Genomic DNA, 24,678 nt, shown 5'->3' with positions numbered 1-24,678 from the left:
GGAAGCGTGAAATATCTGCAAATTTCATGATAAGGGCTTGAAATCAAAATTTTATTTGTTAGAATAGCAATAGGTATACGTATATTCGCATTGAATAAACTGCCTATAAGTTCTATCCGTTCAAAGTGGGAGAAAGCAATCAAAGATAGATACTTTGATTGCTTTTTTCTTTGTGGTATTATAATGCTATTGTAATTAAACGAAACGAGAGAGGTCGTTTTTCGTATTCAAAAGAGAGAGTGATTTTTGATGAGTCAGGAAAATTTTCTTCCCATATTATTAGGAAGCGATATGAATGTTTATGGTATGGCCAGAGCGTTCCACGAAGCATATGGTATTCAATCAGTTGCCTATGCAGGCGCCGAACTTGCGCCAACCCGCTTTAGTAAAATTGTAAAAATCAATCAAGTGGAAGGTTTTGACCATGATCCCGGATTCACTGAAACGTTGATCAAGTTAGGAAAAAATACTTACAACGATCCTGCGATGAAATATTTGTTGATTCCTTGCGGCGATGGTTATGCGGAACTGTTAGCGAAGCATAAAGAAGAATTGAAGCCCTATTATACCTTTATCGCTAACGATTATTCTTTACTAAAACGGTTGATCAACAAAGTAAGCTTTTACGAAGTCTGCGAGGAATATGGCTTGCCTTATCCTAAGACCTTCATTTTAACGCCTGAACTGTTGACGGAAGGAACGTTCAAAGGAGAGCTGCCTTTTGATTTTCCTGTGGCTTTGAAACCAGCAAATAGTGTCGCGTGGCTGTCAGTTGATTTTGAAGGACGCAAAAAAGCCTTTATTATTGATAATCGAACAGAATTTGAAGAAATCGTTTCTCGCATTTACCAAGCGGGTTATCAATATGAAATGATCGTCCAAGATTTTATTCCTGGCGACGACAGCAACATGCGGGTTTTAAATGCCTATGTTGATGAGAATCACGAAGTTCGTGTGATGGGCTTAGGTCATCCTTTACTAGAAGACCCAACCCCTGGCGCTGTTGGGAATTATGTCGTGATCATTCCAGATGAAAATGATCAAATCTATCAAATGATTCGTAAGTTTTTAAAAGAGATCGAGTATGTTGGATTTGCCAATTTTGACTTGAAATATGATGCGCGCGACGGGCAATATAAATTATTTGAAATCAACTTGCGTCAAGGAAGAAGCAGTTTCTTTATTACCTTAAGCGGATTGAATTTGGCAAAGTTTATCACTGAAGATTTAGTCTTCGAAAAACCTTACACAGAAACGGTTTATGGCAAAGCTGACGCGCCGGAGGCGAAATTATGGCTAGGTGTACCAAAAAACATCTTCTTGACTTACGCAAAAGAAAATCCTGCGAAAGAACGAGCAAAAAAATTATTAGCAGACAATCGCTGGGGAACGACCGTCTTTTATAAAGAAGACTTATCGCTGAAGCGTTGGATTCTATTAAAGAGAATGTTCCATCTATACAACAAACGATTCAAAACGTATTTCCATACGAAAGAAGGCTAGAAGATGGAGAATTTTTTTAGTATTTTAGGTGGCATGGGAACGTTAGCGACGGAAAGTTTTGTCCGTATTTTAAACCGACGGACACAGACCCATAAAGACCAAGATTACTTGAACTATGTTTTATTCAATCATGCCACAGTCCCAGATCGGACGGCATATATTTTAGACAACACGTTAGAAAACCCTGTTCCATATTTAATGGACGACATCGAAAAACAAAATTTGTTAAAGCCTAATTTTATTGTGTTGACTTGTAACACAGCGCATTATTTTTTTGATGAGTTGCAAGCTGCTACTGAGATCGAGATTTTGCATATGCCTCGTGAGGCAGCGAAAGTCGTTTTAGAAAAAGGCGTCACTGGGAAAGTGGCCTTTCTAGGGACAGAAGGCAGTGTCAAAGCCGGCATCTATGAGAAAGAATTGCGCCAGTTGGGACTTGACGTCTATCTTCCAGAGCCGACGATCCAAAAAAAGGTCAATACATTGATCTATGATCGAATCAAAGAAAATGATCACTTGGATCAAGAACTTTACTTTGAGATACTGGAAGAAGTCACCGAACGTATCGGCTGTGAAAGCGTAGTGCTTGGATGTACCGAGTTGTCCTTGATGGATGAATTTGTGACTGATAATCCGTATCCAGTCGTCGATGCCCAATCGATTTTAGTTGATCGGACGATCGAAAAAGCATTGGCAAATCGCCAAGCAATCTAAAGCTGATAGCGACGTTAGCGGCATTTTTTGAGCTAACGTCTTTTTTTATGCCGGTGTTCCAATGATACGCCCGGCATGATATAATAGAGTTGTTTCAGAAAGGAGTTTTACCTATGACTGAAGTGGATCATTTAGAATTGGTCATTATTACTGGGATGAGCGGAGCCGGCAAAACGGTCGCTATCCAGAGTTTTGAAGATATGGGGTACTTTTGTATCGACAATATGCCCCCAAGCTTGATCCCTAAATTTTGGGAACTGATCAAAGAATCAGGAAAAGTGACAAAAATTGCCTTAGTTGTCGATCTGCGTTCAAGATCGTTTTTTGAAGAAATCCAAAGTATGTTGATCGATATTGAAAACACGAATTTTATCGACACACGGATGCTCTTTTTAGATGCATCGGACAATGAATTGGTGTCAAGATACAAGGAAACGAGAAGAGCACATCCATTAGCGATGGATGGCTTAGTTACGGAAGGCATTCGCAAAGAGCGAGCGATCTTAAACGATTTGAAGACGCGTGCCAGTATTGTTATCGACACAACGACGTTGACCCCACGGCAACTGAGAGAAAAAATCAATCAAGAATTTCGTGCTTCTCATGAGACAGGGTTTCGTATTGAAATACTTTCGTTTGGCTTCAAGTATGGCTTGCCGATCGATGCTGATATCGTGATGGATGTTCGTTTCTTACCGAATCCCCATTACATTCCAGAGTTGCGTCCTTTAACGGGTAAAGATGAACCCGTGTATGATTACGTCATGTCTTTTCCAGAAACGGAAGAATTCTATCAGCAATTTAGTACACTGTTGCAAACGATCATGCCAGGCTATGTCAAGGAAGGTAAAAGCAGCTTGACGGTGGCTATCGGCTGTACTGGGGGTCAACACCGTTCGGTTGCATTATCGGAGCGCATCGGTGCGGTTTTGGCAGAAGACTATCGCGTCAATATTACTCATCGCGACAAAGATAAGCGCAAAGAGACGGTGAATCGTTCATGAAAATGAAAACGTACCGGATCAGAAAGCCGAAGATCGTTGTGGTAGGTGGCGGAACTGGGTTACCAGTCATCCTGAAGAGCTTGCGGAATCAAGGTGTCGACATCACAGCGATCGTTACGGTCGCTGATGATGGCGGTAGCAGCGGCGAGATCCGCAATTTGGTTTCCTCTATTTCACCACCGGGGGATCTGCGCAATGTTCTGGCGGCTCTATCTGATATGCCGCAATTGTATAATGATATTTTTCAATACCGTTTTAAAGCGGAAGACAAATTTTTAGCCAATCATGCCCTTGGGAACTTGATTATTGCGGCGATTGCTGAAATGCGTAGCAGTACGTATGAAGCCATTCAAATTTTGTCGAAAATCATGCATATCGATGGACGAGTATATCCTTCCTCAGATCTGCCATTGGTGTTGCACGCTGTTTTTAAAGACGGCACCGAAGCGGTAGGAGAGTCCAAAATCGCGGTTGATCGCAAAACGATTGAACGGGTCTTTGTTCGTAATCAAGAAAATAATGATGAGCCGAAAGCAGCTCGTAAAGTTGTTTCATCAATTATGGAGGCAGATATGATCGTCTTGGGTCCTGGTAGTCTCTTTACTAGTATTTTGCCCAATCTCATGATCAGCGAGATCGGCCAAGCAATGTTGGAAACACAAGCTGAAACGGTTTATATTTGTAATATCATGACCCAAAAAGGTGAAACCGAACACTTTAGTGATGCCGACCATGTGAGAGTCTTGCATAAGCATTTAGGCAAACCCTTTATTGATACGGTGTTAGTCAACACCGAGAAAGTTCCAGAAGGATATATGGACCCAGAGATTTATGATGAATATCTTGTACAAGTGAAACACGATTTCCAAGGACTGCGAGAAGAAGCCAGCCGTGTCATTTCAGCTGACTTTCTGGAGCTTAGAGATGGCGGAGTTTTTCATGACGGAGATAAAGTGATTGAAGAACTTCTACGTATCGTTTACGGGGCCAAAATCTAAGAAAGGAGGGATTTTTTTATGTCCTTTGCAGCAGAAGTAAAAAAAGAATTGACTGCATTAGAAGTTCATCGCGAACATGCCAAAGCAGAACTGGCAGCTTTGATTCGGATGAATGGGTCATTAAGTATCAACAACCAGCAATTTGTTTTAAACGTTCAAACAGAAAACGCGGCGATTGCCAGACGCATCTACTCTTTACTAAAAGATCATTACGACGTGCGCAGCGAGTTGCTGGTCCGTCGCAAAATGAAATTAAAAAAGAACAACGTCTACATCGTTCGTTTGAAGCAAGAGACAAAGCGCGTGCTTTTGGACTTAGATATCATGGACGGGCTGATGTTTCAAAGCCATGTTTCTGATGAGATCATGGGCAATACTCAAAAAATGCGTTCCTATTTACGAGGGGCTTTCATGGCATCAGGATCGATCAACAATCCAGAAACTAGCCGCTATCACTTAGAGATTTATTCCATCTACGAGGAGCATAACCAAGATATTTGCGATATGCTAAACGCATATGGTTTGAATGCCCGTGCATTAGAACGTAGAAATGGGTATATTTCTTACTTGAAAGGCGCTGAGAAAATCGCTGATTTTTTGACACTGATCGGTGCCACCAATTCCATGTTGAAATTCGAGGACGTGCGGATCGTGCGAGACATGCGTAACTCAGTCAACCGTTTGGTGAATTGTGAAACCGCCAATATGAACAAAACGATCGATGCTGCTTCGAAGCAGATCGACAATATCGAGTTTATTCAAGATCGAGTTGGCTTGCAAGCTCTACCTGAAAAGCTGCAAGAAATCGCCGAATTACGTTTGGAACATCCCGAGGTCAGCTTGAAAGAGCTAGGAGAAATGATTCCATCAGGAGCGATCTCGAAATCAGGGATCAATCATCGCATTCGAAAAATCAACGAATTTGCCGATCATCTTCGTGAACAAGTCAGCTAGTCGAATGGAATAAAAATGAATCAAAAGAGCAGGAGCAGATTTGACGTGGATGTTCGCGTCAAATCTGCTCCTGCTCTTTTATTTGTGGTTACTCATTGATCAATGCAGTTAATTCCTCAGCAGTGATCGATTCATCAAAAATGTGCCCATCTAAGATAATCGTTGGCACAAATTGAATGTTGGCGTTTTTCGCTTCTTCCACAATTTCTCCGGCGATCGCAGGATGATTTTGTTCAGATAGCCCTAAGGTATTTTTCGCATATTCTGCCACTTCATTTAAAGATAAATGACCCCATTCGTCTTGTGTTTGATAAATTTTTGTAATCTCAGCGATCGTTGCCTGAGGATCTGTACTGGAAACAAACCGATGCATCACATTGCCTCGTTGCAATGATTCTTTTTCTTTGTCGAATAATTTGATGACACGGCGTAGTTTCCCAGCTGTGACAGCTTCACTTAAGGTCGGTAACGATTCCTCAAACCATTGCCGACAATAAGGACAACGCAAATTCATAAATTCGACGATCGGTTTAGCGGAAGGGTCTCCGATATGTATCCCTGTTACCGCATTTGTTTCTTGTGCTTTGATGATTGAAATATCCATTAAGATTCCTCCTTTTTCTTTTAGTTTACCGAAGTTTCTACTGAAAGAAAAGCCTCAGGTCTTTTGATCCGAGTCTGTGAAATGAGGAGGGAAATTAGCTAAATACTATGTATTTCGTTTCACGAAATAAAGAAAATTACCCAGCCGGTGCTTTTATATTCCTTAATTTTCAGCTATAATGAATTGTGTTTTATTGTGCAAAATGATGATTAAAGGAAGTTATATAGATGAGAAAAAGAAAAACAATGGATGGCAATACGGCAGCTGCCTATATTTCCTATGCCTTTACGGAACTTGCGGCGATCTATCCGATAACCCCTAGTTCAACCATGGCTGAATTAGTGGATCAGTGGTCTGCTCAGGGAAAGCATAATCTTTTTGGGCAGCCGGTGAAAGTGGTTGAAATGCAATCTGAAGCAGGGGCGGCGGGTGTGGTTCACGGCTCATTAAAAACCGGCGCCTTAACGACGACCTATACGGCATCTCAGGGACTTTTGTTAATGGTACCAAATATGTACAAGATTGCTGGGGAAATGCTGCCAGGCGTCTTTCATGTCGCCAGCCGAGCAGTAACAACCAATGCCTTGAATATTTTCGGAGATCATACCGACGTAATGGCCACTCGACAAACAGGCTTTGCTATGCTAGCGGAAAGCAGTGTTCAAGAAGTAATGGATTTAGCGCCAGTCGCTCATTTAGCAGCAATTGAAGCCAACATTCCATTTTTAAACTTTTTTGATGGTTTCCGAACCAGTCACGAGATTCAAAAAATCGAGGTGCTGGACTATGAAGAACTCGCACAACTGGTTAATCATGAAAAGTTGGCTGCTTTTCGTCAAAAAGCGATGAATCCGAATCACCCAACAACGAGTGGGACGAATCAAAATCCTGATATCCATTTTCAACAGCGGGAAACGATCAATCAGCACTATCAAACATTGCCTGAGATCGTTCGTTTTTACATGAAGAAAATCAATGCTTTAAGAGGAACCAACTATGATTTAGTGGATTATTATGGTGCTGCGGACGCCGAAGAAGTTATCGTTTCGATGGGGTCCTCGACGCAAACGATCCAGCAAACGGTGGATCATTTGTGCGCTTCTGGACGCAAGGTGGGAGTCTTGTCGATCCATCTGTATCGACCATTCCCATTAGAAGTTTTCTTAGAAAAACTGCCTGCTACCGTCAAAAGTATCGCTGTATTGGATCGCAGCAAAGAACCTGGTGCCAACGGAGAGTCTTTGCTTTTGGATGTGCAAAGTGCCATGTATGATGCAGCGATTCGGCCGACGATCATTGGTGGACGCTATGGTCTTGGGTCAAAAGATGTGACGCCTGATCAAATCGTTGCCGTTTATGACGAATTGATTAAGCCAAAAGCGAGCCAAAAGAAACGCTTCACCATTGGGATCACGGATGATGTGACACAATTGTCGTTGCCATCAAAAGGCACGCTAGATCTAACTGATCCATCCACCTTCCAAGCGAAATTCTGGGGATTCGGCTCTGATGGGACCGTTGGGGCGAATAAGTCAGCAATCAAAATCATCGGTGACCATACCGAAAAATATGTGCAAGGCTATTTTCACTATGATTCGAAAAAATCTGGTGGTCTAACGGTTTCCCATCTGCGATTTGGGGATACCCCCATTCGTTCTACCTATCTGATCGAACACGCGGATTTCGTTGCATGTCATACGCCTGCGTATTTGCATACGTATGATTTGCTGAAAGGACTCAAAAAAGGCGGAACCTTTTTATTAAATACGACCTGGTCACAAGAGCAAATTTTAAATAATCTACCGAAGAAGATGAAACGTTATCTTGCTGAAAACGAGATCCGTTTTTATACCATCAACGCCATGCAGTTGGCAATGGAAGTTGGCTTAGGTGGGCGGATCAATACCGCGATGGAAACAGCCTTCTTTTACTTGGCAAACATCATTCCGACCGAGGAAATCTTGCCGATTTTAAAAGAAGAGGCGCTGAAAAGTTATCGGCACAAATCGATGGCGATCGTTGAAAAGAACCAAGCAGCCATTGATCGCACCATCGAATTATTACAAGAAATCCCTGTTCCAAGCGAGTGGGCAACAATCGAAGTGCCGGAAAGGACATCCACTGCTATGACACAATTTGTGCGGGAAATTGTGGAACCCATCAACCGTCAAGAAGGCAATCAACTATCCGTCGGCACCCTCGTAAGGAACCAAATGACTGAAGGGGTGATCCCTGTCGGGACAACAGCGGTTGAGAAGCGGGGCATCGCTGTTGAAGTGCCTGAGTGGCTATCAGATCGCTGTACCATGTGCAATGAGTGTGCCTTCGTCTGTCCTCATGCGGCGATCCGCCCGTTTTTGGCAGATGAAGATGAATTAACCGAAGCACCGGAAGGCTTTATCGTCAGAGAGATGCGAGGAGCGAACGGCCAAAAATATCGAATTCAAGTTTCCGTTGAAGATTGTACAGGTTGCGGCCTTTGTGTGGAGGCATGTCCCGCCAAAGGGAAAGCTTTGACGATGCGTCCTTACGAAGAACAAAAAGAGCAAGCTTTAAATTGGGCTTTTGCGATGACTTTACGCCAAAAGGAAAATCCAGCAAAACCAGGAACTGTTTTGGGCTCCCAATTCAATAAGCCCTTATTGGAGTTCTCTGGTGCTTGTGCGGGCTGTGGGGAAACCCCTTATGTCAAACTTCTGACCCAAATGTTTGGTGATCGCATGATGATCGCCAATGCGACCGGCTGCTCTTCGATTTGGGGTGGAACCTCACCAGTATCCCCTTATACAACCAATCACTTAGGACAGGGTCCAGCTTGGTCAAACTCGCTGTTTGAAGACAATGCCGAATATGGCTATGGCATGTTCTTAGCCAACCAAACCCGACGGGAGAAATTAGCAGCCCAGTTGCAGTCATTGAAAGCCGCTGTATCAGAAGAATTGCAGGCTTTGATTGATGATTGGGACCTTCATCGAGAAGAAAGTGCTGGGACACAGCAGCGAGCAGCAAAATTGATCGCCGCCTTAGAAGCTGAGGCTTCCACGACACCTCAGCTGAACAAAATCCTGCAGGAAAAAGATTTGTTTGTTAAGCCAAGCCAATGGATGATAGGTGGCGATGGCTGGGCATATGATATTGGGTTTGGCGGTATCGATCATGTTCTCGCTTCTGGTGCAGATGTCAATATTCTTGTGTTAGATAATGAAGTTTATTCCAATACGGGGGGGCAAGTCTCCAAAGCGACACCAACTTCGGCTATTGCTAAATTCGCTGCTAGTGGCAAGTTTGTTTCCAAAAAAGATTTAGGAATGATGGCGATGACCTACGGACATGTCTACGTCGCACAAATCGCATCTGGTGCTAATCAAATGCAAACGATCAAAGCCTTTGAAGAAGCCGAGCGGTTCCCGGGACCGTCAATCATCATTGCCTATACGCCATGTATCACTCACGGTCTTGCTGGCGGAATGCGTCAATCCTTGAAAGAAGCGCAAGAAGCAGTTGCATCAGGGTATTGGAGTCTCTACCGCTATAACCCGCTGTTGGCAGAAAATGGGAAACAGCCAATGACGCTCGATTTCAAAAAGCCAGCATTTGATCAAATGCCTGCCTTTATGCAGACCCAAGTCCGATTTGCTTCCTTGCAGTCTGCCAATCCCAATGCGGCGCAAGCCTTGTTTGAAAAAACCGTTTCAGATGCGAAAACTCGTTTCTATAACTATGCCCGCTTAGCAGGTCAAGAAGAAAAAATTCGAGCAAAGCTTGAAAAAAATGTAAGTACTGATACAGAACAACCAATGGCAGTAAAAACGGAGCGTGTGCGAAGAGAAAAACAGCCGTTAAGCGAAGAACAGCTCGCTGAAAGAGCAGCACGGCGTGCAGCGCGCGCGAAACGTCGTCAGCAAGAATAATCACTAGCTGAGGAACGACCCTGGAAAAACGGTTTATCACGTTTTTTCAGGGTCGTTTGTTGTTTTTCCTATGAAATGCGTGCAAGAAGCTCTTTTAGATGAAATCTTCTAAGACCTTTGACAAACAATGATTTCATGATAATGGTAAACTAAATAAAAGAGCTGTTTATTTTTTCAAAACTTTTTCATAAATTTGTTTTTTTTCAAATCTTTGAAGAGGTCCTATGTTATACTATTATCTGAAGTCTTAAGAATAAAGGAAGGCTGTTTATGTTGATAAATTTCAGGGATTTTTTTAATTTAGATTATTGGAGAGAATTGCTCTCATTTGATATATTTTCTTGGTCTTTTTTAGTAAATGTTTTAGATGTGATCGTTGTTTGGTACTTGGTTTATAAGCTTATCCAGCTTGTGCGAGGGACAAAAGCGATCCAGTTGTTCAAAGGAGTCGGACTGTTCATTGTTCTAAGGTTTTTGGCTGGTATCGTAGGATTAAAGACGCTATCTTGGTTGATGGATCAAGTCATTACTTATGGGGTGATCGCCGCAATTGTTATTTTCCAACCAGAAATTCGACGGGGGCTAGAGCATCTTGGACGCAGCTCCTTCTTCAAGACTTCTAAAAACGAAAAACGGCGGGATGAAGTTTTGGTCCAAGCATTGGACAAAGCTGTTCAATATATGGCAAAACGAAAGATCGGTGCATTGATCACGATCGAGCGGACGACTGGTTTAGAAGAATACATCGAAACTGGGATTCCCTTAGATGCGGATGTGACGGGCGAACTACTGATCAATATTTTTATTCCTAATACACCGCTGCATGATGGTGCAGTCATTTTAAGAGATGATAAGATCGCTGTTGCTAGTGCCTACTTGCCATTGTCAGAAAGTCCACTGATTCCGAAAGAATTCGGGACACGTCATAGAGCAGCTGTTGGGATATCAGAAGTCAGTGACGCATTGACCATTATCGTCTCAGAAGAAACCGGCGACGTTAGTATTACGCTAAATAATCGCATGCTGACTGAACTTTCTCGCCAAGAGTATCTCGACGTGTTGAATCGCGAATTAGTTCCGGAAGAAAAACCTGGCAAACGCAACTTGCTGCAATCTTTCTTTGAAGGGGTCAACAAAGGAGGAAGAAAATGATCAAGAAAGAGCGTCGTCAAAACGTATTTTATGGTATACTAGCGCTGTTCTTTAGTCTGGTTTTGTTTTTCATCGCCAGCGGATCAAGCCTGCAAGTCAATCTTGCGGGAACATCAAATCCTTATGAGGAAGAGATCGAAAATGTACCGATTCAGACCACCTACGACACGGATGAATATTTCATCCAAGGATTTGAAACAACAGTGGATGTGACTTTATCTAGTCGAAATCGTGTACAATTGAATGCAGAACGTAGTGAGGAAACACGGAGCTTTCGAGTCGTAGCTGATTTGACTGGGCTCGATGAAGGAACCCATGAGGTCCCTTTAGAAGTAAAAAATCTTAGTTCAAGCGTCACAGCTGAAATCGAACCAAAAACAGTCACTGTGACGATCGAGAAAAAAGTGACCCAAACGTTTACCGTTGAACCCGTCATCTCCACTGACGGAGCAACGAGTGGTTACGGCGTCGATTCAATGAGTGTCGATCCGCAGAAAGTAGAAATCACAACTGGCGATCAAACATTAGCTGAAATCGACCGAGTGGTAGCGATCGTAAATCCAGATGATATCACTGGGGATTCGATCACTGTCAATGGAACCATCGAAGCCTGGGATAGCGACAACAATCCATTAGCGATCATCGCGGATCCTGATTCGGTAGATGTTGCATTGGTGATGGAGGCTCCAAGCAAAGAAATTGAATTGTTTGTTACACAACAAGGGACAACTCCAGACGGGATCTCCCATTACATTTATCGCATGAGCAGTATCAGTGCCGTTCTGACAGGACCACAAAGTATCTTGGATGAAACCCAACAGATCGGTGTGCCGGTGGACGTTAGTGAGATCACGACAACGACGGAACGGACAGTAACCATTCCAATGCCTGAAGGGACAACAATCAATCCAACGGTCGTGACGATCCAAATCACACCGGTTGCAGAAGCTACTACGGAGAATCAATCAAACAATGATAGCAATGAAGCAGTGAATAGTGAGAATTCTCAAGACAACTCTTCAACAGTCGACACGACGAACGAACAAACAGAGAATTCCGCAAGCAGCACGACGACAAGTAGTTCTTAGTCGTTTGACTGTAGAGAATGAATAAGAGAGGTTATTAAAATGGGAAAATATTTTGGTACTGATGGTGTTAGAGGAGAAGCTAACAAGGAATTGACACCTGAGTTAGCATTTAAATTGGGGCGTTACGGCGGCTATGTACTAAGTCAACATGAAACCGGGGACCGTCGTCCTCGCGTATTGGTTGGGCGAGACACACGAATTTCTGGACAAATGCTAGAAAGCGCATTGATTGCTGGTTTGTTATCCGTTGGGATCGAGGTATTTCAATTAGGCGTTATTTCCACACCAGGAGTGGCATACTTGACGAAAGTACAAAAAGCAAGCGCAGGTGTGATGATCTCTGCCTCTCACAATCCTGCACAAGACAATGGGATCAAGTTCTTCGGAAATGATGGCTTTAAATTAGTCGATGAACAAGAAGCTGAAATTGAAGCATTGCTTGATGCGCCGGAAGATACACTTCCTCGACCTTCTGCCGATGGCTTAGGAACGGTGGATGAGTTCCCAGAAGGGTTATTGAAATACTCTCAATTTCTACGTCAAACGATTCCTGACGATTTAGAAGGGATCACGGTTTGTGTCGATGCAGCAAATGGCGCAACAGCTACAAGCGTCAATCGTTTGTTTGCCGATCTAGAAACAGAATTCTTCACAATGGGAACTTCCCCAGATGGGTTGAACATCAATGATGGTGTTGGTTCGACTCACCCCGAAACATTAGCCGAATTCGTCGTTGAAAAAGGGGCCGATGCTGGTCTTGCATTTGATGGAGATGGCGATCGGGTCATCGCAGTTGATGAACTAGGAAATATCGTTGATGGCGATAAGATCATGTATATCTGTGCAAAATATTTAGCAGAACAAAAACGCTTGAACCAAGGAACGATCGTTACAACAGTCATGAGCAATTTAGGGTTCCACAAAGCAGTGGAAGCAATTGGTCTGAAAGATGTGATCACACAAGTCGGTGACCGTTATGTCGTAGAAGAAATGCGTAAAAACGATTATAATTTCGGTGGCGAGCAATCAGGGCATATGATTTTCTTGGATTTCAATACGACAGGTGACGGTTTACTATCAGGAATTCAACTATTGAATATCATGAAACAAACGGGCAAGAAACTGTCGGAATTAGCAGGAGAGGTAACGATCTATCCACAAAAACTTGTCAACATTCGAGTGACAGATAAAAATGGTGCGATGGATGTTCCAGCTATCCGTAAAATCGTGGAAGAGACAGAAGCAGAAATGAACGGTGAAGGCCGGATCTTGGTTCGTCCTTCAGGAACAGAACCATTGCTTCGGGTGATGGCAGAAGCACCAACCATTGAAAAAGTCGATTACTATGTTGAAAAAATCGCAGCGGTCGTTCGAGAAGAAATCGGTGCGGAATAAATGAAGAAGTAAGACGATCAAAGATATTCTTTGGTCGTCTTTTTTGTCTACTTACCAGCAAGAAGCCAACTTGCGAACTAGAGAAACTTGTCAACGAATTTGTCGACAACGCTTAAAAGGGAACACGCCGTGGGCAAGCCTTGCGAAGTATAGTTGCTTTTAAAAGTCTTTTCGGATTTGTTGTGCATAAAACAAGAAAAAAGAACCCCTATGAACGATCGAGTCATCGAACGAGGAGTTCTTTTTATTAAACAGAAGATAACCAATTCGGTTTCAGTTTTTTTAAAAACTATTCAACGGTAACGGATTTTGCTAAGTTTCTTGGTTTATCAACATCGAATCCGCGTTGTAAAGTGGCGAAGTAAGCCAGCAGCTGTGTTGGAACGACTGCCACTAAGCTGGTTACCAATGGATGAACATTTGGCAAAATGATTTGATCAGTCGCTTTTGCTAACTCTTGACTAACGATCACAAGGGTGTGAGCCCCACGAGATTCGACTTCTTTCAAATTGCCTCGCGTATGAGAGCCAGTCACTTCTTCCGTGATCACACCGATCACTGGTGTACCTTCTTCGATCAACGCGATGGTGCCGTGTTTTAATTCACCAGCCGCAAAGCCTTCCGCTTGGATATAAGAAATTTCTTTTAATTTCAATGCCGCTTCCATTGATACATAGTAATCATTCCCACGACCAATGTAAAATGCATTACGGGTTTCGGAAAGAAAATCTTCAGCAAATTGACTGATAACAGCTTTTTCATCCACTAAAGCCTCCATTGCAGAAGCAACGATGCTTAGTTCATGGAACACGTCAAAATCCAATGCTTCAGGGACAGCTTTTTCATCACCAATGGCTTTTGCTAATAAGGTCATGACAGCGATCTGTCCGGTATATGCTTTTGTAGAGGCAACGGCGATTTCTGGACCAGCATGAAGCAATAAGGTATGGTTCGCTTCTCGAGAAAGAGTAGAACCAGCAACATTGGTAATCGTCAGACTAGGAAGACCTAACTGGTTGATCGTCACTAATACTTGACGGCTATCTGCCGTTTCACCACTTTGTGATAAGAACAAGAAGAAGGGTTTTGCTGACAACAATGGCATGTTGTAGCCAAACTCACTAGATAAGTGAACCTCAACAGGGATCTGTGTTAGCTTTTCTAAAATGGATTTTGCTGCCCAACCAGCATGATTACTGGTACCACATGCGATGATGTAGATTCGATCGCTCGCTAAAAGTTCGTTTTTTAACGCTGGATCGATTACTACTTCACCGGATTCTCCTTGATATTCTTGGATCAAGCGGCGCATCACGGTTGGTTGATCATCGATTTCTTTTAACATGTAGTAAGGGTACGTTCCTTTTTCGATGTCAGTCAGATCTAGTTGTGCTTCATAAGATTCACGGTACACAAGGTTTCCTTTTGGATCTTCGATTTCGATCGCATCGGCTGTTACGGTCACCATTTCGCCATCTTCGATCTCAACAAAATGAGTCGTTTGATCGAGCATTGCTAAGGCATCGCTGCAAATGACATTAAATCCATCTCCCAAACCGATCAATAAGGGACTTTTATTTTTAGCAACATAAATGGTTTCTGGATCTTTTTTTTCTACTAAAGCAAAGGCATAAGAGCCGCGAATCAAGGACAAAGCTTTTTTAAAGGCCGCTTTGGTCGTGCTGTTGTCTTGCTCTTTCAACACTTCAATCAAATGAACAACGATTTCGGTATCTGTTTGACCTTCAAACTGGTGGTTGCTTAAATATTCTTGATGAAGCTCTTCAAAGTTTTCGATCACACCATTATGAACCAAAACGAGTGCTTGGTTTGCCGAAGTGTGAGGATGAGCATTCATTTCTGATGGCTTGCCATGGGTCGCCCAACGGGTATGTCCGATACCGATCGTTCCTGTTACTTCAGAAGTCACTTTTTCTTCCAAGTTTTTGATTCTTCCTTGGGCTTTCACTAAATGATCCGAAGTCCGATCAGCGACATAAAGGCCTGCTGAGTCATAGCCCCGATACTCTAAGCGTTCCAATCCGTTTAAAATAATTCGTTCTGCATTTGATTTTCCTACGATTCCTACAATTCCACACATAATGATAATCCTACTTTCAAAAAATTTAGTTTGGCATTATGTATTTCTATCTGCGCAGCAAGTCTTTGTCATCATCTTACGATGAGATTTGTTCTTGCCTGTAGAGTGCAGTCCCTAGAGTCATCCGCCGAATGTTTCGATAAACTCTTTCCTCGTCATCTGTTTCCAGATCAGGCGCTATCCATATTGGTCTATCTATCCTCCTTGTGAAATATTTTATAGAAATACAAGCAATATCATAATATTTATTCCTGTTTCTGTCAACTGTAAGTTATATGAAAATAATTGGTATAGTTATTGGTAAGGTTGATTTGAACCAGTCTATAGGGAATCAAAATAGCTGACATAGCTTTGTCGAATAAGATTCCCAAGAAATTTCCTCATAAAGCTATGCTTTTTTTTTTAAGTTCGCTACAATAAAAAAGTAAGAAAGTGAGGGAATGAAATGCCAGAATTTGTAAATTGTATGACTTTTTCAGAGCTAAAGAAAATAGTAGCTGCGATAGAAAAAGATCCTAATGTCACAGATGAAACAAAGGTCATGTTGGATACGGGCTGGGACAGCTTGCAAGAAATTTTACCCGGATCAGTCACCGTGGAAACCGCGCAAACATTCAAAGTCCAGGATGAACTAACAAAGGAATTTTTTGGCGGCTACGTCTTAGCTGAAAAAAGCGAGAAATTTGATGCGGTTGGAGACGAAGAAGCAGTGATCGTCATCAAAAATCTATACTAAATTATGGGAAAGGTGAAAAGTTAGGTGGGAAAATGAATAAAAGAAGATGGATCGCAGCGGCGATCGCAGCAGGGTTATTTATCTGCTCGGGGGTTTTTTCAGTAATCACAAATCGTCCAGAGCAAGAGGAAACTCAAACGCTGCAAGGTTTAAATGCTTTGTTCTACGGAAGTAATGCGATCGAAGAGACAACGTTAGTTGCCGGAGATCAAGACAATCGCATTGTTCGCTTATCTTTAGAAGGAACGATCGCCAGCAGCTCCAGTGGCGGCTTATTCACAACAGAATCTTATGATCATCAGCGATTTTTAGAAAAACTACGGATGATCCAAGAAGATCCAACTATTGGGGGCATCTTGATGGAAGTCAATACCCCAGGAGGCGGCGTCTATGAAAGTGCCGAGATTGCTCGTGAATTAGCAAAAATCAAAGAGTTAGGGATTCCGATGTATGTCAGTATGAAAAACATGGCAGCCAGTGGCGGTTATTATATTTCGGCAGGTGCTGATAAAATTTTCGCAACGGATGAAACGATTACCGGTTCGATCGGAGTGATCATGTCGGGGCTCAACTATGCCGGCTTATTCGAAAAGCTAGGGATCGAAGACAATACGTATAAAAGTGGTGCACTAAAAGATGTAGGTTCAGCAACGAGAGAGCCAACAGAAGCCGATAAAGAAGTCTTGCAGACCTATGTCGACAATGCTTATGGTCGGTTCGTTAAAATTGTGGCTGAAGGACGCGGCATGACAGAAGAAGCCGTTAGAAAGATCGCTGATGGCCGCATCTATGATGGTCAGCAAGCAGTGTCTGTTGGCTTAGTGGATGAAATCGGTTTTCCTGAAGATACATTAGCAGCAATGCAAGCAGATCTAGGCTTGGAAGATGCAGAGATTTTCAGCTATGACGTTTCATCTACTGGATTTGCTTCTACTTGGTTAGGTTCAAGTTTAGCCGAACTGCAAGGACTAAAAGAATCAAATACAGAACGAGTGATCCAATTGATGGAAAGCTTAGGAACAAGCGATGCCCCTAAACCTCTTTATTATTATGGAGGTGAATAACTATGACAGATAAAAACAAGTATTCCACTGGCACATCGTCAACGGATGACAGTCACACAAGTACAACAATCGATCAAAGGGAACAGCGCGAAACCTCCACACCGTCAACCGGTCATACGGATGTGCGAACTGAAGCGCAGGTTTCAGAAACAGCCGAACCAGTAAACGCCAGCAAAGCGATGAAGAACGCACAAGTAAACCATCCCGATGATTTTTATCAACAAGTCTTGACGTCTTTTCAAGAAGAAGAGTATAACCAAAGTGAGATCGAAGAAAGACAAAAAGCGTGGCAGCATTTTGAAGAACCTGAAAAACAGACCGAAGACAAACGGTTCTTTAATGACTTTCCTAGCTACTTTTTTGCCGGTTTTTGGATTCGTTTGTTTGCTTTTTTAGTGGATCTTCTAGTGATCCGGGCAATCACGCAAATGACGATCGGCAGTATCTATAATCTAGCGAATCTAACGGCAACCAATCAGCGGTTTGGTCTTTACAACATCTGTGCCTTAGCGATCTATCTGGGCTATTTTGTTCTGATGACGAAGCTGAATCATGGCCAAACAATTGGGAAAATGCTCTTTGGCATCCGAGTTATTTCTTTTGTAGAAGAAGAACTCAGTTGGCAAACGGTCTTGATTCGCGAACTTTGCGGGCGCTATGTTCTGCAATTCAATGTTTTCTTTTATCTCGGTTATTTACCAATCGTCTTTAATAAAAATAAGCAGCAGGCTGCGGATTATTTTGCAGAAACAAGTGTGGTAACCATCAATTTGATCAAGGCCTTTAATAAACAGGTGGATGCCAATCACGTAATGATTGGTGCACAAAACTAACTAGCAGATCAAGCAATTAGTAAAGGAGGGGTCGTGAATGGGTGAGACGATTGATTTCCCAGGACCAAATGAGCGGCTTCGTCTGGCGGCAGAAAAAGCCTACCAGTCAAAAGAGTTTTTGCAGGCTTATCGTTTGTACAATGAACTTTATCAAAAAAACGCCAGTTTTGAGATCAATCAATGGCTCGTGGAATGCTTGCAACAGCTGAATGATTTTGCCAAAGCGTTAGATCTTGCGGAAGACTATCTAGATGATTATTTGAAACAAACTGATGGTTTTTTACAAATTGGTCATCTGCTGATCTTGGATGGTCAATACTTAAAAACTCGGCGCTGGCTTACATTAGGTCAGAAAACAAAAATTCCAAAACGCTATCAGGAACAGTTGGCTAGTGAACTAGCTAAAGTAGAAGAAGTACAACAAATTTTAGGATTGGAAGATTTTCATGGGAAACGCAAGCATTTACGCGCATTAGATGAAGCCAATCAACCGGTGAGTGCAACAGAGTGGCACGTTTTTACCCAAGCAATTACCAAATCACAATTTATCTCGCTGATGCATGACACGTTGGCTTCCATCAAAAATCCGTATTTGCTACCTAAATTAGTGGATGAGCTCGTGCGTCTTGAAGTGGACGAACCTTTTGACCTAATCGATTACCTTGGGAATATGCAGCAAATCGTTCCGAAAGAATTGAAACTTTTACAGGAGGATGACGCTGTTAAAGCGATCCATAAAGCGATCGAAGAAACGATCGCCCAAGAGGACCCGATTTTAGCGGAAAGTGTCTCAGCAGAAATCGATGATCATTTAGCGATAAGTTACCCGTTTTTACCGGCAAAAGAAGAGGCAAACGCATGGGTGGCAAGCTACATTGAAGATTATCGCGGGTTATTTGAAGAAAAAGAACAGCCAAAAGCAGACAATGAAATGGAAGAACGCAAACGACACTTGCGCAATATCCTACGTTTGAGCATTCGCTGAAAGAAAAATTCGCAACTTTCATGGTAAAATGTTTACAATTAAACAACGTTAGTGTACTATTTAAAGGTATGCATGAAGCTATTTCATATGTAAATCAATTAATATTCGGAGGGAAATAAATGACTGCAAAATGGGAAAAAACAGGCACCAATGATGGTGTTTTGACATTTACGATCGCTCAAGCGGAAATCCAAAAAGGCTTGACGACTGCATTCAATAAAGTGAAAGGCAATCTTAACGTACCTGGCTTCCGTAAAGGGAAAGTTTCACGCCAAGTATTTAACCGTATGTACGGCGAAGAAGCGTTGTATGAAGATGCATTGAACGCTGTTCTTCCAGAAGCTTATGAAGCTGCTGTAAAAGAAGCAGGGATCGATCCTGTTTCGCAACCAAAAATCGACGTTGACAGCATGGAAAAAGGTCAAGACTGGGTAATCAAAGCAGAAGTTACTGTAAAACCTGAAGTAAAACTTGGTGATTACAAAGATTTAACTGTTGAAAAACAAGACCGTGAAGTAACAGAAGAAGACGTTGATGCACGCATCAAACGCGAACAAGAAGCACAAGCTGAATTAGTTATCAAAGAAGACGAAGCAGCTGAAAATGGCGACACAGTCGTTATCGACTTTGAAGGCTTCTTAGGAGAAGAAACATTTGAAGGCGGCAAAGGTGAAAACTACTCACTTGAACTTGGCTCAAACTCATTCATCCCTGGTTTTGAAGAACAATTAGTAGGAACAAAAGCTGGCGATAGCAAAGACGTTACCGTGACTTTCCCAGAAGATTATCAAGCAGAAGATTTAGCTGGTAAAGAAGCAGTCTTCAAAGTAACGGTTCACGAAGTAAAAGCAAAAGAACTTCCTGAATTAGATGATGAATTCGCAAAAGACGTTGATGACAGCGTTGAATCATTAGCTGAATTAAAAGAAAAATATCGTGCTGAATTGACTGAAACAAAAGAAAAAGCAGCAGAAGATGCAAAAGATGAAGCTGCGATCCGTCAAGCAGTTGAAAACGCAGAAATCGTTGAATTACCACATTCAATGGTACATGATGAAGTACACCGTTCAATGGATGAGTTCTTGAACAATATGCAACGTCAAGGAATCTCACCAGAAATGTATTATCAATTAACTGGTTCAACTGAAGCAGATCTTCACACACAATTTGAAGGCGAAGCAGAAACACGCGTGAAAACAAACCTTGTCATTGAAGCAATCGCTAAAGAAGAAGGTTTGGAAGCAACAGAAGAAGATATCGAAAAAGAAATCAAAGAACTTTCTGAAGCTTACAATATGCCAGTAGATCAAATCAAACGCGTCTTAACAGAAGACATGTTGAAACATGATATTACAATGAAAAAAGCAGTTGAACTTGTAACAGGCACTGCAAAAGAAGCGTAGGCAAAACTCTTAAAAACGGCGAACATCTAGTGGTGTTGGCCGTTTTTTCATGGGAGTAAATAGGGGATATTTTGGAATTACTAACAAATGATAAGAAAACGTTAGGCAAAGTAAAAATGACTTTTTCTTTCAAAAAAGTTATGATATGATTGTTTAAGACTGCAAAGTTAGTAAACCAAATTCCACTCCTTTAAATAGGTTGGAAAATTTTCAAGGGGTGAACAGTATGTACGATAATACAAACGGTAATGAAGCTGTTCGTTGTTCTTTTTGCGGAAAAACGCAAGAAGAGGTGAAAAAGATCGTTGCAGGGCCTGGGGTCTATATCTGTAATGAGTGCATTGATTTGTGCAAAGAAATCATTGATGAAGAGTTTTACGAAGAAGCAGTTCGGGAGTTTACCGAAGTGCCGAAACCGCAAGAACTATTGAATGTCCTCAATGAATATGTGATTGGACAAGATCGTGCCAAACGAACATTGGCTGTAGCGGTTTATAATCACTACAAACGCGTCAATGTAGAAACGACAGCTGAAGATGTGGAGTTACAGAAAAGCAATATTTGCTTGATCGGACCAACAGGTTCAGGTAAAACATTTTTGGCACAAACGCTAGCACGTTCACTGAATGTGCCTTTTGCAATCGCTGATGCAACCAGTTTAACAGAAGCCGGCTATGTCGGTGAAGATGTGGAAAATATTCTTTTGAAGCTTTTACAAGCTGCTGATTATAATGTAGAAATGGCTGAAAAAGGGATTATCTATATTGATGAGATCGATAAAATCGCCCGTAAGAGTGAAAATGTATCGATTACTCGTGATGTCTCCGGTGAAGGTGTTCAGCAAGCTTTGCTGAAAATCCTAGAAGGAACCACTGCTAGTGTGCCGCCTCAAGGGGGACGGAAACATCCGCATCAAGAGATGATCCAAATCGATACGACCAATATTCTCTTTATCGTTGGTGGGGCGTTTGACGGGATCGAAACAATTGTTAAAAACCGTTTAGGTGAAAAAACCATTGGGTTTGGTACAAACAACAAACGTCTTGAAGAAGGCGAGAGCGTGATGCAACAGATCATTCCTGAAGATTTGCTTAAATTCGGTTTGATCCCTGAATTTATCGGCCGTTTGCCAGTGATGGCTGCTTTAGAGAAATTGACGGTAGATGATTTAGTGCATATTTTGACTGAACCAAAAAATGCCCTTGTCAAACAATATCAAAAATTGATGGCATTAGATGACACAGAACTCGAATTTGAGCCAGAGGCTTTACGTGCGATTGCTGCGCAAGCAATTGAGCGAAACACCGGTGCTCGTGGATTACGTTCGATCATCGAAAATATCATGATGGAAGTCATGTTCAATGTTCCTTCTGATGAGTCGATTCAAAAAGTCACTATTACGGAAGAAGCTGCGAAAGGACTTGGCGAACCAAAAATCATTTACAATGAAGAGACAAAAAAAGCAGTCTAATCGAGACCAAGTCGGATAGTTTCATTGCTATCCGGCTTTCTTTTTGAAAAAAATGAAAAGGAGCGATCCAATGAAAGTACATGAAGCTGAGATCGTCATTAGTGCTGTTTCACCAGCACAATACCCAGATACACCCTTACCGGAGATTGCCTTAGCAGGGCGCTCCAATGTCGGTAAATCTTCCTTTATCAATACATTGATTAACCGTAAAAACTTAGCCCGAACCTCGTCAAAACCGGGGAAAACCCAAACATTGAATTTTTATTTGATTGAAAATACGCTGCATTTTGTCGATGTCCCTGGCTATGGCTATGCAAAAGTATCAAAAACCGAGCGAGCAAAATGGGGAAAAATGATTGAAACGTACCTCGAACAAAGAGAGCAGCTGCGAGCAGTAGTATCTTTGGTAGATTTGCGCCATGCACCTTCCCAAGAAGATGTTCAAATGTATGAATTTTTAAAGTATTATGAGATCCCTGTGATCGTTGTTGCCACCAAAGCAGACAAAATCCCTCGTGGGAAATGGAATAAGCATGAAAGTATGATCAAAAAAGCGTTGTCCTTTGATCCAGCTGATACGTTCATTCTTTTTTCTTCCATTACCAAACAAGGAAAAGAAGAAGCATGGAAAGCCATCGAAGCAGCAATCAAATAATTTTGAGTAAATATCCACCCGTGAAACGGGTGGCTTTTTAACAGCCCTAGAAGGGCTCACCACTCGCTAGCCCCTTAAAAGGGGCTTTTTAAATGACCACCAACCGCTCACAGCCCTATCTCTCTTTAACTATTTAAATGGATCTACATACTCTTGTTTACTTATACTATCTCTTATTCGATCATCTGCTTCTTGTTCTCGAATATATTTTTCGATTGTTTTTTGATTTAACCCAACCGTACTCACGTAGTATCCTTTGGACCAAAAGCTTTTATTCCCATACTTATATTTCAAATTCGCATGTTTTTCATGGATTAAGGTTGCACTTCGTCCTTTTAAGTAGCCCATAAAACTAGAAATACTAATCTTTGGTGGTATTCTTACTAACATATGAATATGGTCAGGCATGGCAAGAGCTTCAATGATTTCAACATCCTTCATCTCACACAATTTTCTTAATATCTGACCAATACTTACTCTTAACTTTCCATAAATCACTTTTCGTCGATACTTCGGGGTGAAGACTATGTGATACTTACAATTCCATCTGGTATGTGCTAAACTTTTATCGTCGTTAGACATAAAAAAACTCCTTTCGATCTGATATGCGGTTGGTAGCCACTATTAGTATATCGAAAGGAGTTTTTTATCGCTAAAGCTATTTCGTCCACGCGTAGAAACGCGCGGTTTTTTTGTTTCGTACGCTACGCGAACGAAACTGACTAAAGTCATTAATAAAGAAACGAAGCGAGCAAGTCGCTCCCTTCGTTTTTTTGCTTTTTAAAAGTAAAAATTGGGGATTTAGGCTATTCTACGGAGCGTAGAGTGCCAAATTTGCCCAATTTTAGCGAAAATCTCCTTAATATTTGTTAAACTTGTAACAAGGAGGTGTGGTCAAATGCATGAAACATTAAGTAAAAAATTAAAAGAGTATCGATCAAGACATAACTTAACCCAGAAGGAATTAGCTGCGAGGTTATTTGTTTCTGATAAGGCCATTTCAAAATGGGAACGAGGAAATGGGTTGCCAGACATCGAGACATTGGTTCGTCTCGCCGATTTATTAGGCACTCCAGTGGAAGAGCTATTAAAAGAAAAGAAAGAAACCTACTATTATGAATACAAAAGTGAACGGAGGGTTCTACGGCTTCCGTTAATGCACATTTTGATTCCCAATTTATTCTTATTACTGAATCAAGTGACGAGCGTTCGAGAGTTTTTTGTTCTGATGAAAGAGGTACCCACTGCGTCTGGCTGGTTCTGTCTTGGCGTTAAAGCCAAAGGGGTCATTGCTATGGGGCTTATCAGTTTGGGACTGCTATCGATCGGTGTTATGTCCTTTGGCGCGTTGGCAATCGGGACCATCAGCATCGGCGCGTTCGCTTTTGGTCATTTCTGTTTTGCCTTGCTCGTTGGTATAGGAAATATCGCCGTTGGATCGGTTGTTGTTGGAAATGTTGGTATCGGATTACTTGCATTAGGAAATGTTGCTGTTGCATGGATTGGAGTTGCAAATTATGGTGTAGGGAGTTTTATGGCTGTTTTGCCATCGAGTGCAACGGCAAAGGATTTCAATCATGCGATTCAGCAACTGCTAGCGACAGACATCCCGGATTTGATCAAAACCACTTTTTTTGAACCAATGATTCGCTTTACTCAATCCCCAATCGTGGTAGCTGGCTTTGTGGTCACGATCCTAGCAGGCGTCGTTTTCATTCTTTGTCTGGTGATTATCGGCTTGATTCGCTTACGGCAAAGTGTTTTATATGAAGAGTTGTAATGTGAGAAGGAGGATCAGATTCTAATTCTCCCAGATAAGTTGATTTGGTCGCTCATTTCTTAGCTAAAAAGGTAAAAAAGGCAAGGACCTCACAGTCCTGTGCCTTTTTTGTTAGTCTGCTTTTTTTATATTATTTGCTTTTTTTTGCTCTTTTTCATCATCAGGTTCGTTTTTTAAGAAACGCTCAATGTCCTTTTCCTGCTTTTTATTGTCTTTGTCGTTATCGGGAAGAAAGGCAAAATCATCAAACATTTTATCTAGCGAGTCTTCTCGTTGGAATTTTAAGCCCATAAGGTTCACCTCCAAGCGCCTTTAGTTTACCACGAA

The 24,678-nt window shown here is 41.9% G+C and carries 21 protein-coding genes; 17 read left to right on the top strand and 4 right to left on the bottom strand.

Features of this window, described 5'->3' with window-relative positions; genetic code table 11:
- Positions 1-249 precede the first annotated feature (249 nt).
- The 5 genes from IGK85_RS08825 (at position 250) to whiA (ending at position 5,173) form a co-directional block, all read left to right on the top strand.
- On the top strand, positions 250-1,503 hold the full coding sequence (locus IGK85_RS08825; protein WP_035007337.1) for a carboxylate--amine ligase: 1,254 nt from the start codon (positions 250-252) through the stop codon (positions 1,501-1,503).
- Between the two features lie 3 nt (positions 1,504-1,506).
- Positions 1,507-2,217, top strand: a complete 711-nt coding sequence (locus IGK85_RS08820) for an amino acid racemase (RefSeq protein WP_008382191.1) — start codon at positions 1,507-1,509, stop codon at positions 2,215-2,217.
- Positions 2,218-2,330: 113 nt separating this feature from the next.
- Positions 2,331-3,221 carry an RNase adapter RapZ gene (rapZ, locus tag IGK85_RS08815; protein ID WP_005235675.1) on the top strand — a complete coding sequence of 297 codons (891 nt, stop codon included), beginning with the start codon at positions 2,331-2,333 and terminating at the stop codon, positions 3,219-3,221.
- A complete protein-coding gene (locus IGK85_RS08810) occupies positions 3,218-4,219 on the top strand; it encodes a gluconeogenesis factor YvcK family protein (RefSeq protein ID WP_008382192.1) in 1,002 nt (333 codons plus the stop codon). Before rapZ ends, IGK85_RS08810 begins: the two co-directional genes overlap by 4 nt.
- An 18-nt stretch (positions 4,220-4,237) precedes the next feature.
- A complete protein-coding gene (whiA, locus tag IGK85_RS08805; RefSeq protein WP_005235679.1) occupies positions 4,238-5,173 on the top strand; it encodes a DNA-binding protein WhiA in 936 nt (311 codons plus the stop codon).
- 88 nt (positions 5,174-5,261) lie between these two features.
- Here whiA and IGK85_RS08800 read toward each other — a convergent pair whose 3' ends face one another.
- Positions 5,262-5,777, bottom strand: coding sequence for a DsbA family protein (locus tag IGK85_RS08800; protein WP_005235682.1), 516 nt, complete (start codon positions 5,775-5,777; stop codon positions 5,262-5,264).
- A 227-nt stretch (positions 5,778-6,004) separates the two neighbouring features.
- Here IGK85_RS08800 and nifJ point away from each other — a divergent pair, with 227 nt between their 5' ends.
- From nifJ to glmM, 4 genes are all read left to right on the top strand, one after another.
- Positions 6,005-9,688 carry a pyruvate:ferredoxin (flavodoxin) oxidoreductase gene (gene nifJ / locus IGK85_RS08795; protein ID WP_008382196.1) on the top strand — a complete coding sequence of 1,228 codons (3,684 nt, stop codon included), beginning with the start codon at positions 6,005-6,007 and terminating at the stop codon, positions 9,686-9,688.
- 270 nt (positions 9,689-9,958) lie between these two features.
- Positions 9,959-10,840 carry a diadenylate cyclase CdaA gene (cdaA, locus tag IGK85_RS08790; RefSeq protein ID WP_005235688.1) on the top strand — a complete coding sequence of 294 codons (882 nt, stop codon included), beginning with the start codon at positions 9,959-9,961 and terminating at the stop codon, positions 10,838-10,840.
- A complete protein-coding gene (locus IGK85_RS08785) occupies positions 10,837-11,928 on the top strand; it encodes a CdaR family protein (protein ID WP_008382199.1) in 1,092 nt (363 codons plus the stop codon). The genes cdaA and IGK85_RS08785 overlap by 4 nt, the downstream gene beginning before the upstream one ends.
- Positions 11,929-11,967: 39 nt before the next feature.
- Positions 11,968-13,323 carry a phosphoglucosamine mutase gene (gene glmM / locus IGK85_RS08780; RefSeq protein WP_008382200.1) on the top strand — a complete coding sequence of 452 codons (1,356 nt, stop codon included), beginning with the start codon at positions 11,968-11,970 and terminating at the stop codon, positions 13,321-13,323.
- 289 nt (positions 13,324-13,612) lie between these two features.
- On the opposite strand, the gene glmS is transcribed toward glmM, so the two are convergent.
- Positions 13,613-15,424: a glutamine--fructose-6-phosphate transaminase (isomerizing) gene (glmS, locus tag IGK85_RS08775; protein WP_008382201.1), complete on the bottom strand. Its 1,812-nt coding sequence runs from the start codon at positions 15,422-15,424 to the stop codon at positions 13,613-13,615.
- Positions 15,425-15,869: 445 nt separating this feature from the next.
- On the opposite strand from glmS, the gene IGK85_RS08770 reads away from it, so the two are divergent.
- The 7 genes from IGK85_RS08770 to yihA all read left to right on the top strand — a co-directional run bounded on the left by IGK85_RS08770 (position 15,870) and on the right by yihA (position 22,571).
- On the top strand, positions 15,870-16,160 hold the full coding sequence (locus IGK85_RS08770; protein WP_005235701.1) for a hypothetical protein: 291 nt from the start codon (positions 15,870-15,872) through the stop codon (positions 16,158-16,160).
- 32 nt (positions 16,161-16,192) lie between these two features.
- Positions 16,193-17,224, top strand: a complete 1,032-nt coding sequence (gene sppA / locus IGK85_RS08765) for a signal peptide peptidase SppA (protein ID WP_008382202.1) — start codon at positions 16,193-16,195, stop codon at positions 17,222-17,224.
- Positions 17,225-17,226: 2 nt separating this feature from the next.
- The gene (locus IGK85_RS08760; protein WP_008382204.1) at positions 17,227-18,057 is read left to right on the top strand and encodes an RDD family protein; all 831 of its coding nucleotides are present in this window, start codon (positions 17,227-17,229) and stop codon (positions 18,055-18,057) included.
- A gap of 37 nt (positions 18,058-18,094) precedes the next feature.
- Entirely contained in the window at positions 18,095-19,042 is a 948-nt protein-coding gene (locus IGK85_RS08755; protein WP_008382205.1) for a hypothetical protein, read from the top strand.
- Between the two features lie 119 nt (positions 19,043-19,161).
- Positions 19,162-20,445 (top strand): trigger factor, encoded by a 1,284-nt coding sequence (tig, locus tag IGK85_RS08750; protein WP_005235710.1) that lies wholly within the window; start codon positions 19,162-19,164, stop codon positions 20,443-20,445.
- Positions 20,446-20,671: 226 nt separating this feature from the next.
- The gene (gene clpX, locus IGK85_RS08745) at positions 20,672-21,916 is read left to right on the top strand and encodes an ATP-dependent Clp protease ATP-binding subunit ClpX (RefSeq protein WP_005235713.1); all 1,245 of its coding nucleotides are present in this window, start codon (positions 20,672-20,674) and stop codon (positions 21,914-21,916) included.
- 70 nt (positions 21,917-21,986) lie between these two features.
- Positions 21,987-22,571 (top strand): ribosome biogenesis GTP-binding protein YihA/YsxC, encoded by a 585-nt coding sequence (yihA, locus tag IGK85_RS08740; protein WP_008382206.1) that lies wholly within the window; start codon positions 21,987-21,989, stop codon positions 22,569-22,571.
- Positions 22,572-22,700: 129 nt separating this feature from the next.
- Here the strand turns inward: yihA and tnpA are convergent, their stop codons facing one another.
- On the bottom strand, positions 22,701-23,153 hold the full coding sequence (gene tnpA, locus IGK85_RS08735) for an IS200/IS605 family transposase (RefSeq protein WP_315041940.1): 453 nt from the start codon (positions 23,151-23,153) through the stop codon (positions 22,701-22,703).
- 316 nt (positions 23,154-23,469) lie between these two features.
- Between tnpA and IGK85_RS08730 the strand changes: the two genes are divergently transcribed.
- Complete coding sequence (locus IGK85_RS08730; RefSeq protein ID WP_008380130.1) at positions 23,470-24,351, top strand: helix-turn-helix transcriptional regulator; 882 nt, start codon at positions 23,470-23,472, stop codon at positions 24,349-24,351.
- Positions 24,352-24,462: 111 nt separating this feature from the next.
- Here IGK85_RS08730 and IGK85_RS08725 read toward each other — a convergent pair whose 3' ends face one another.
- The gene (locus IGK85_RS08725) at positions 24,463-24,642 is read right to left on the bottom strand and encodes an SPJ_0845 family protein (protein WP_008380128.1); all 180 of its coding nucleotides are present in this window, start codon (positions 24,640-24,642) and stop codon (positions 24,463-24,465) included.
- Between the last annotated feature and the right edge of the window lie 36 nt (positions 24,643-24,678).

The organism is Enterococcus sp. AZ015 (assembly GCF_050499225.1).
GTDB lineage: Bacteria > Bacillota > Bacilli > Lactobacillales > Enterococcaceae > Enterococcus_D > Enterococcus_D entomosocium.
Note: the sequence above shows the minus strand (reverse complement) of the source record. Positions and strands in the feature narration are given on the sequence as shown.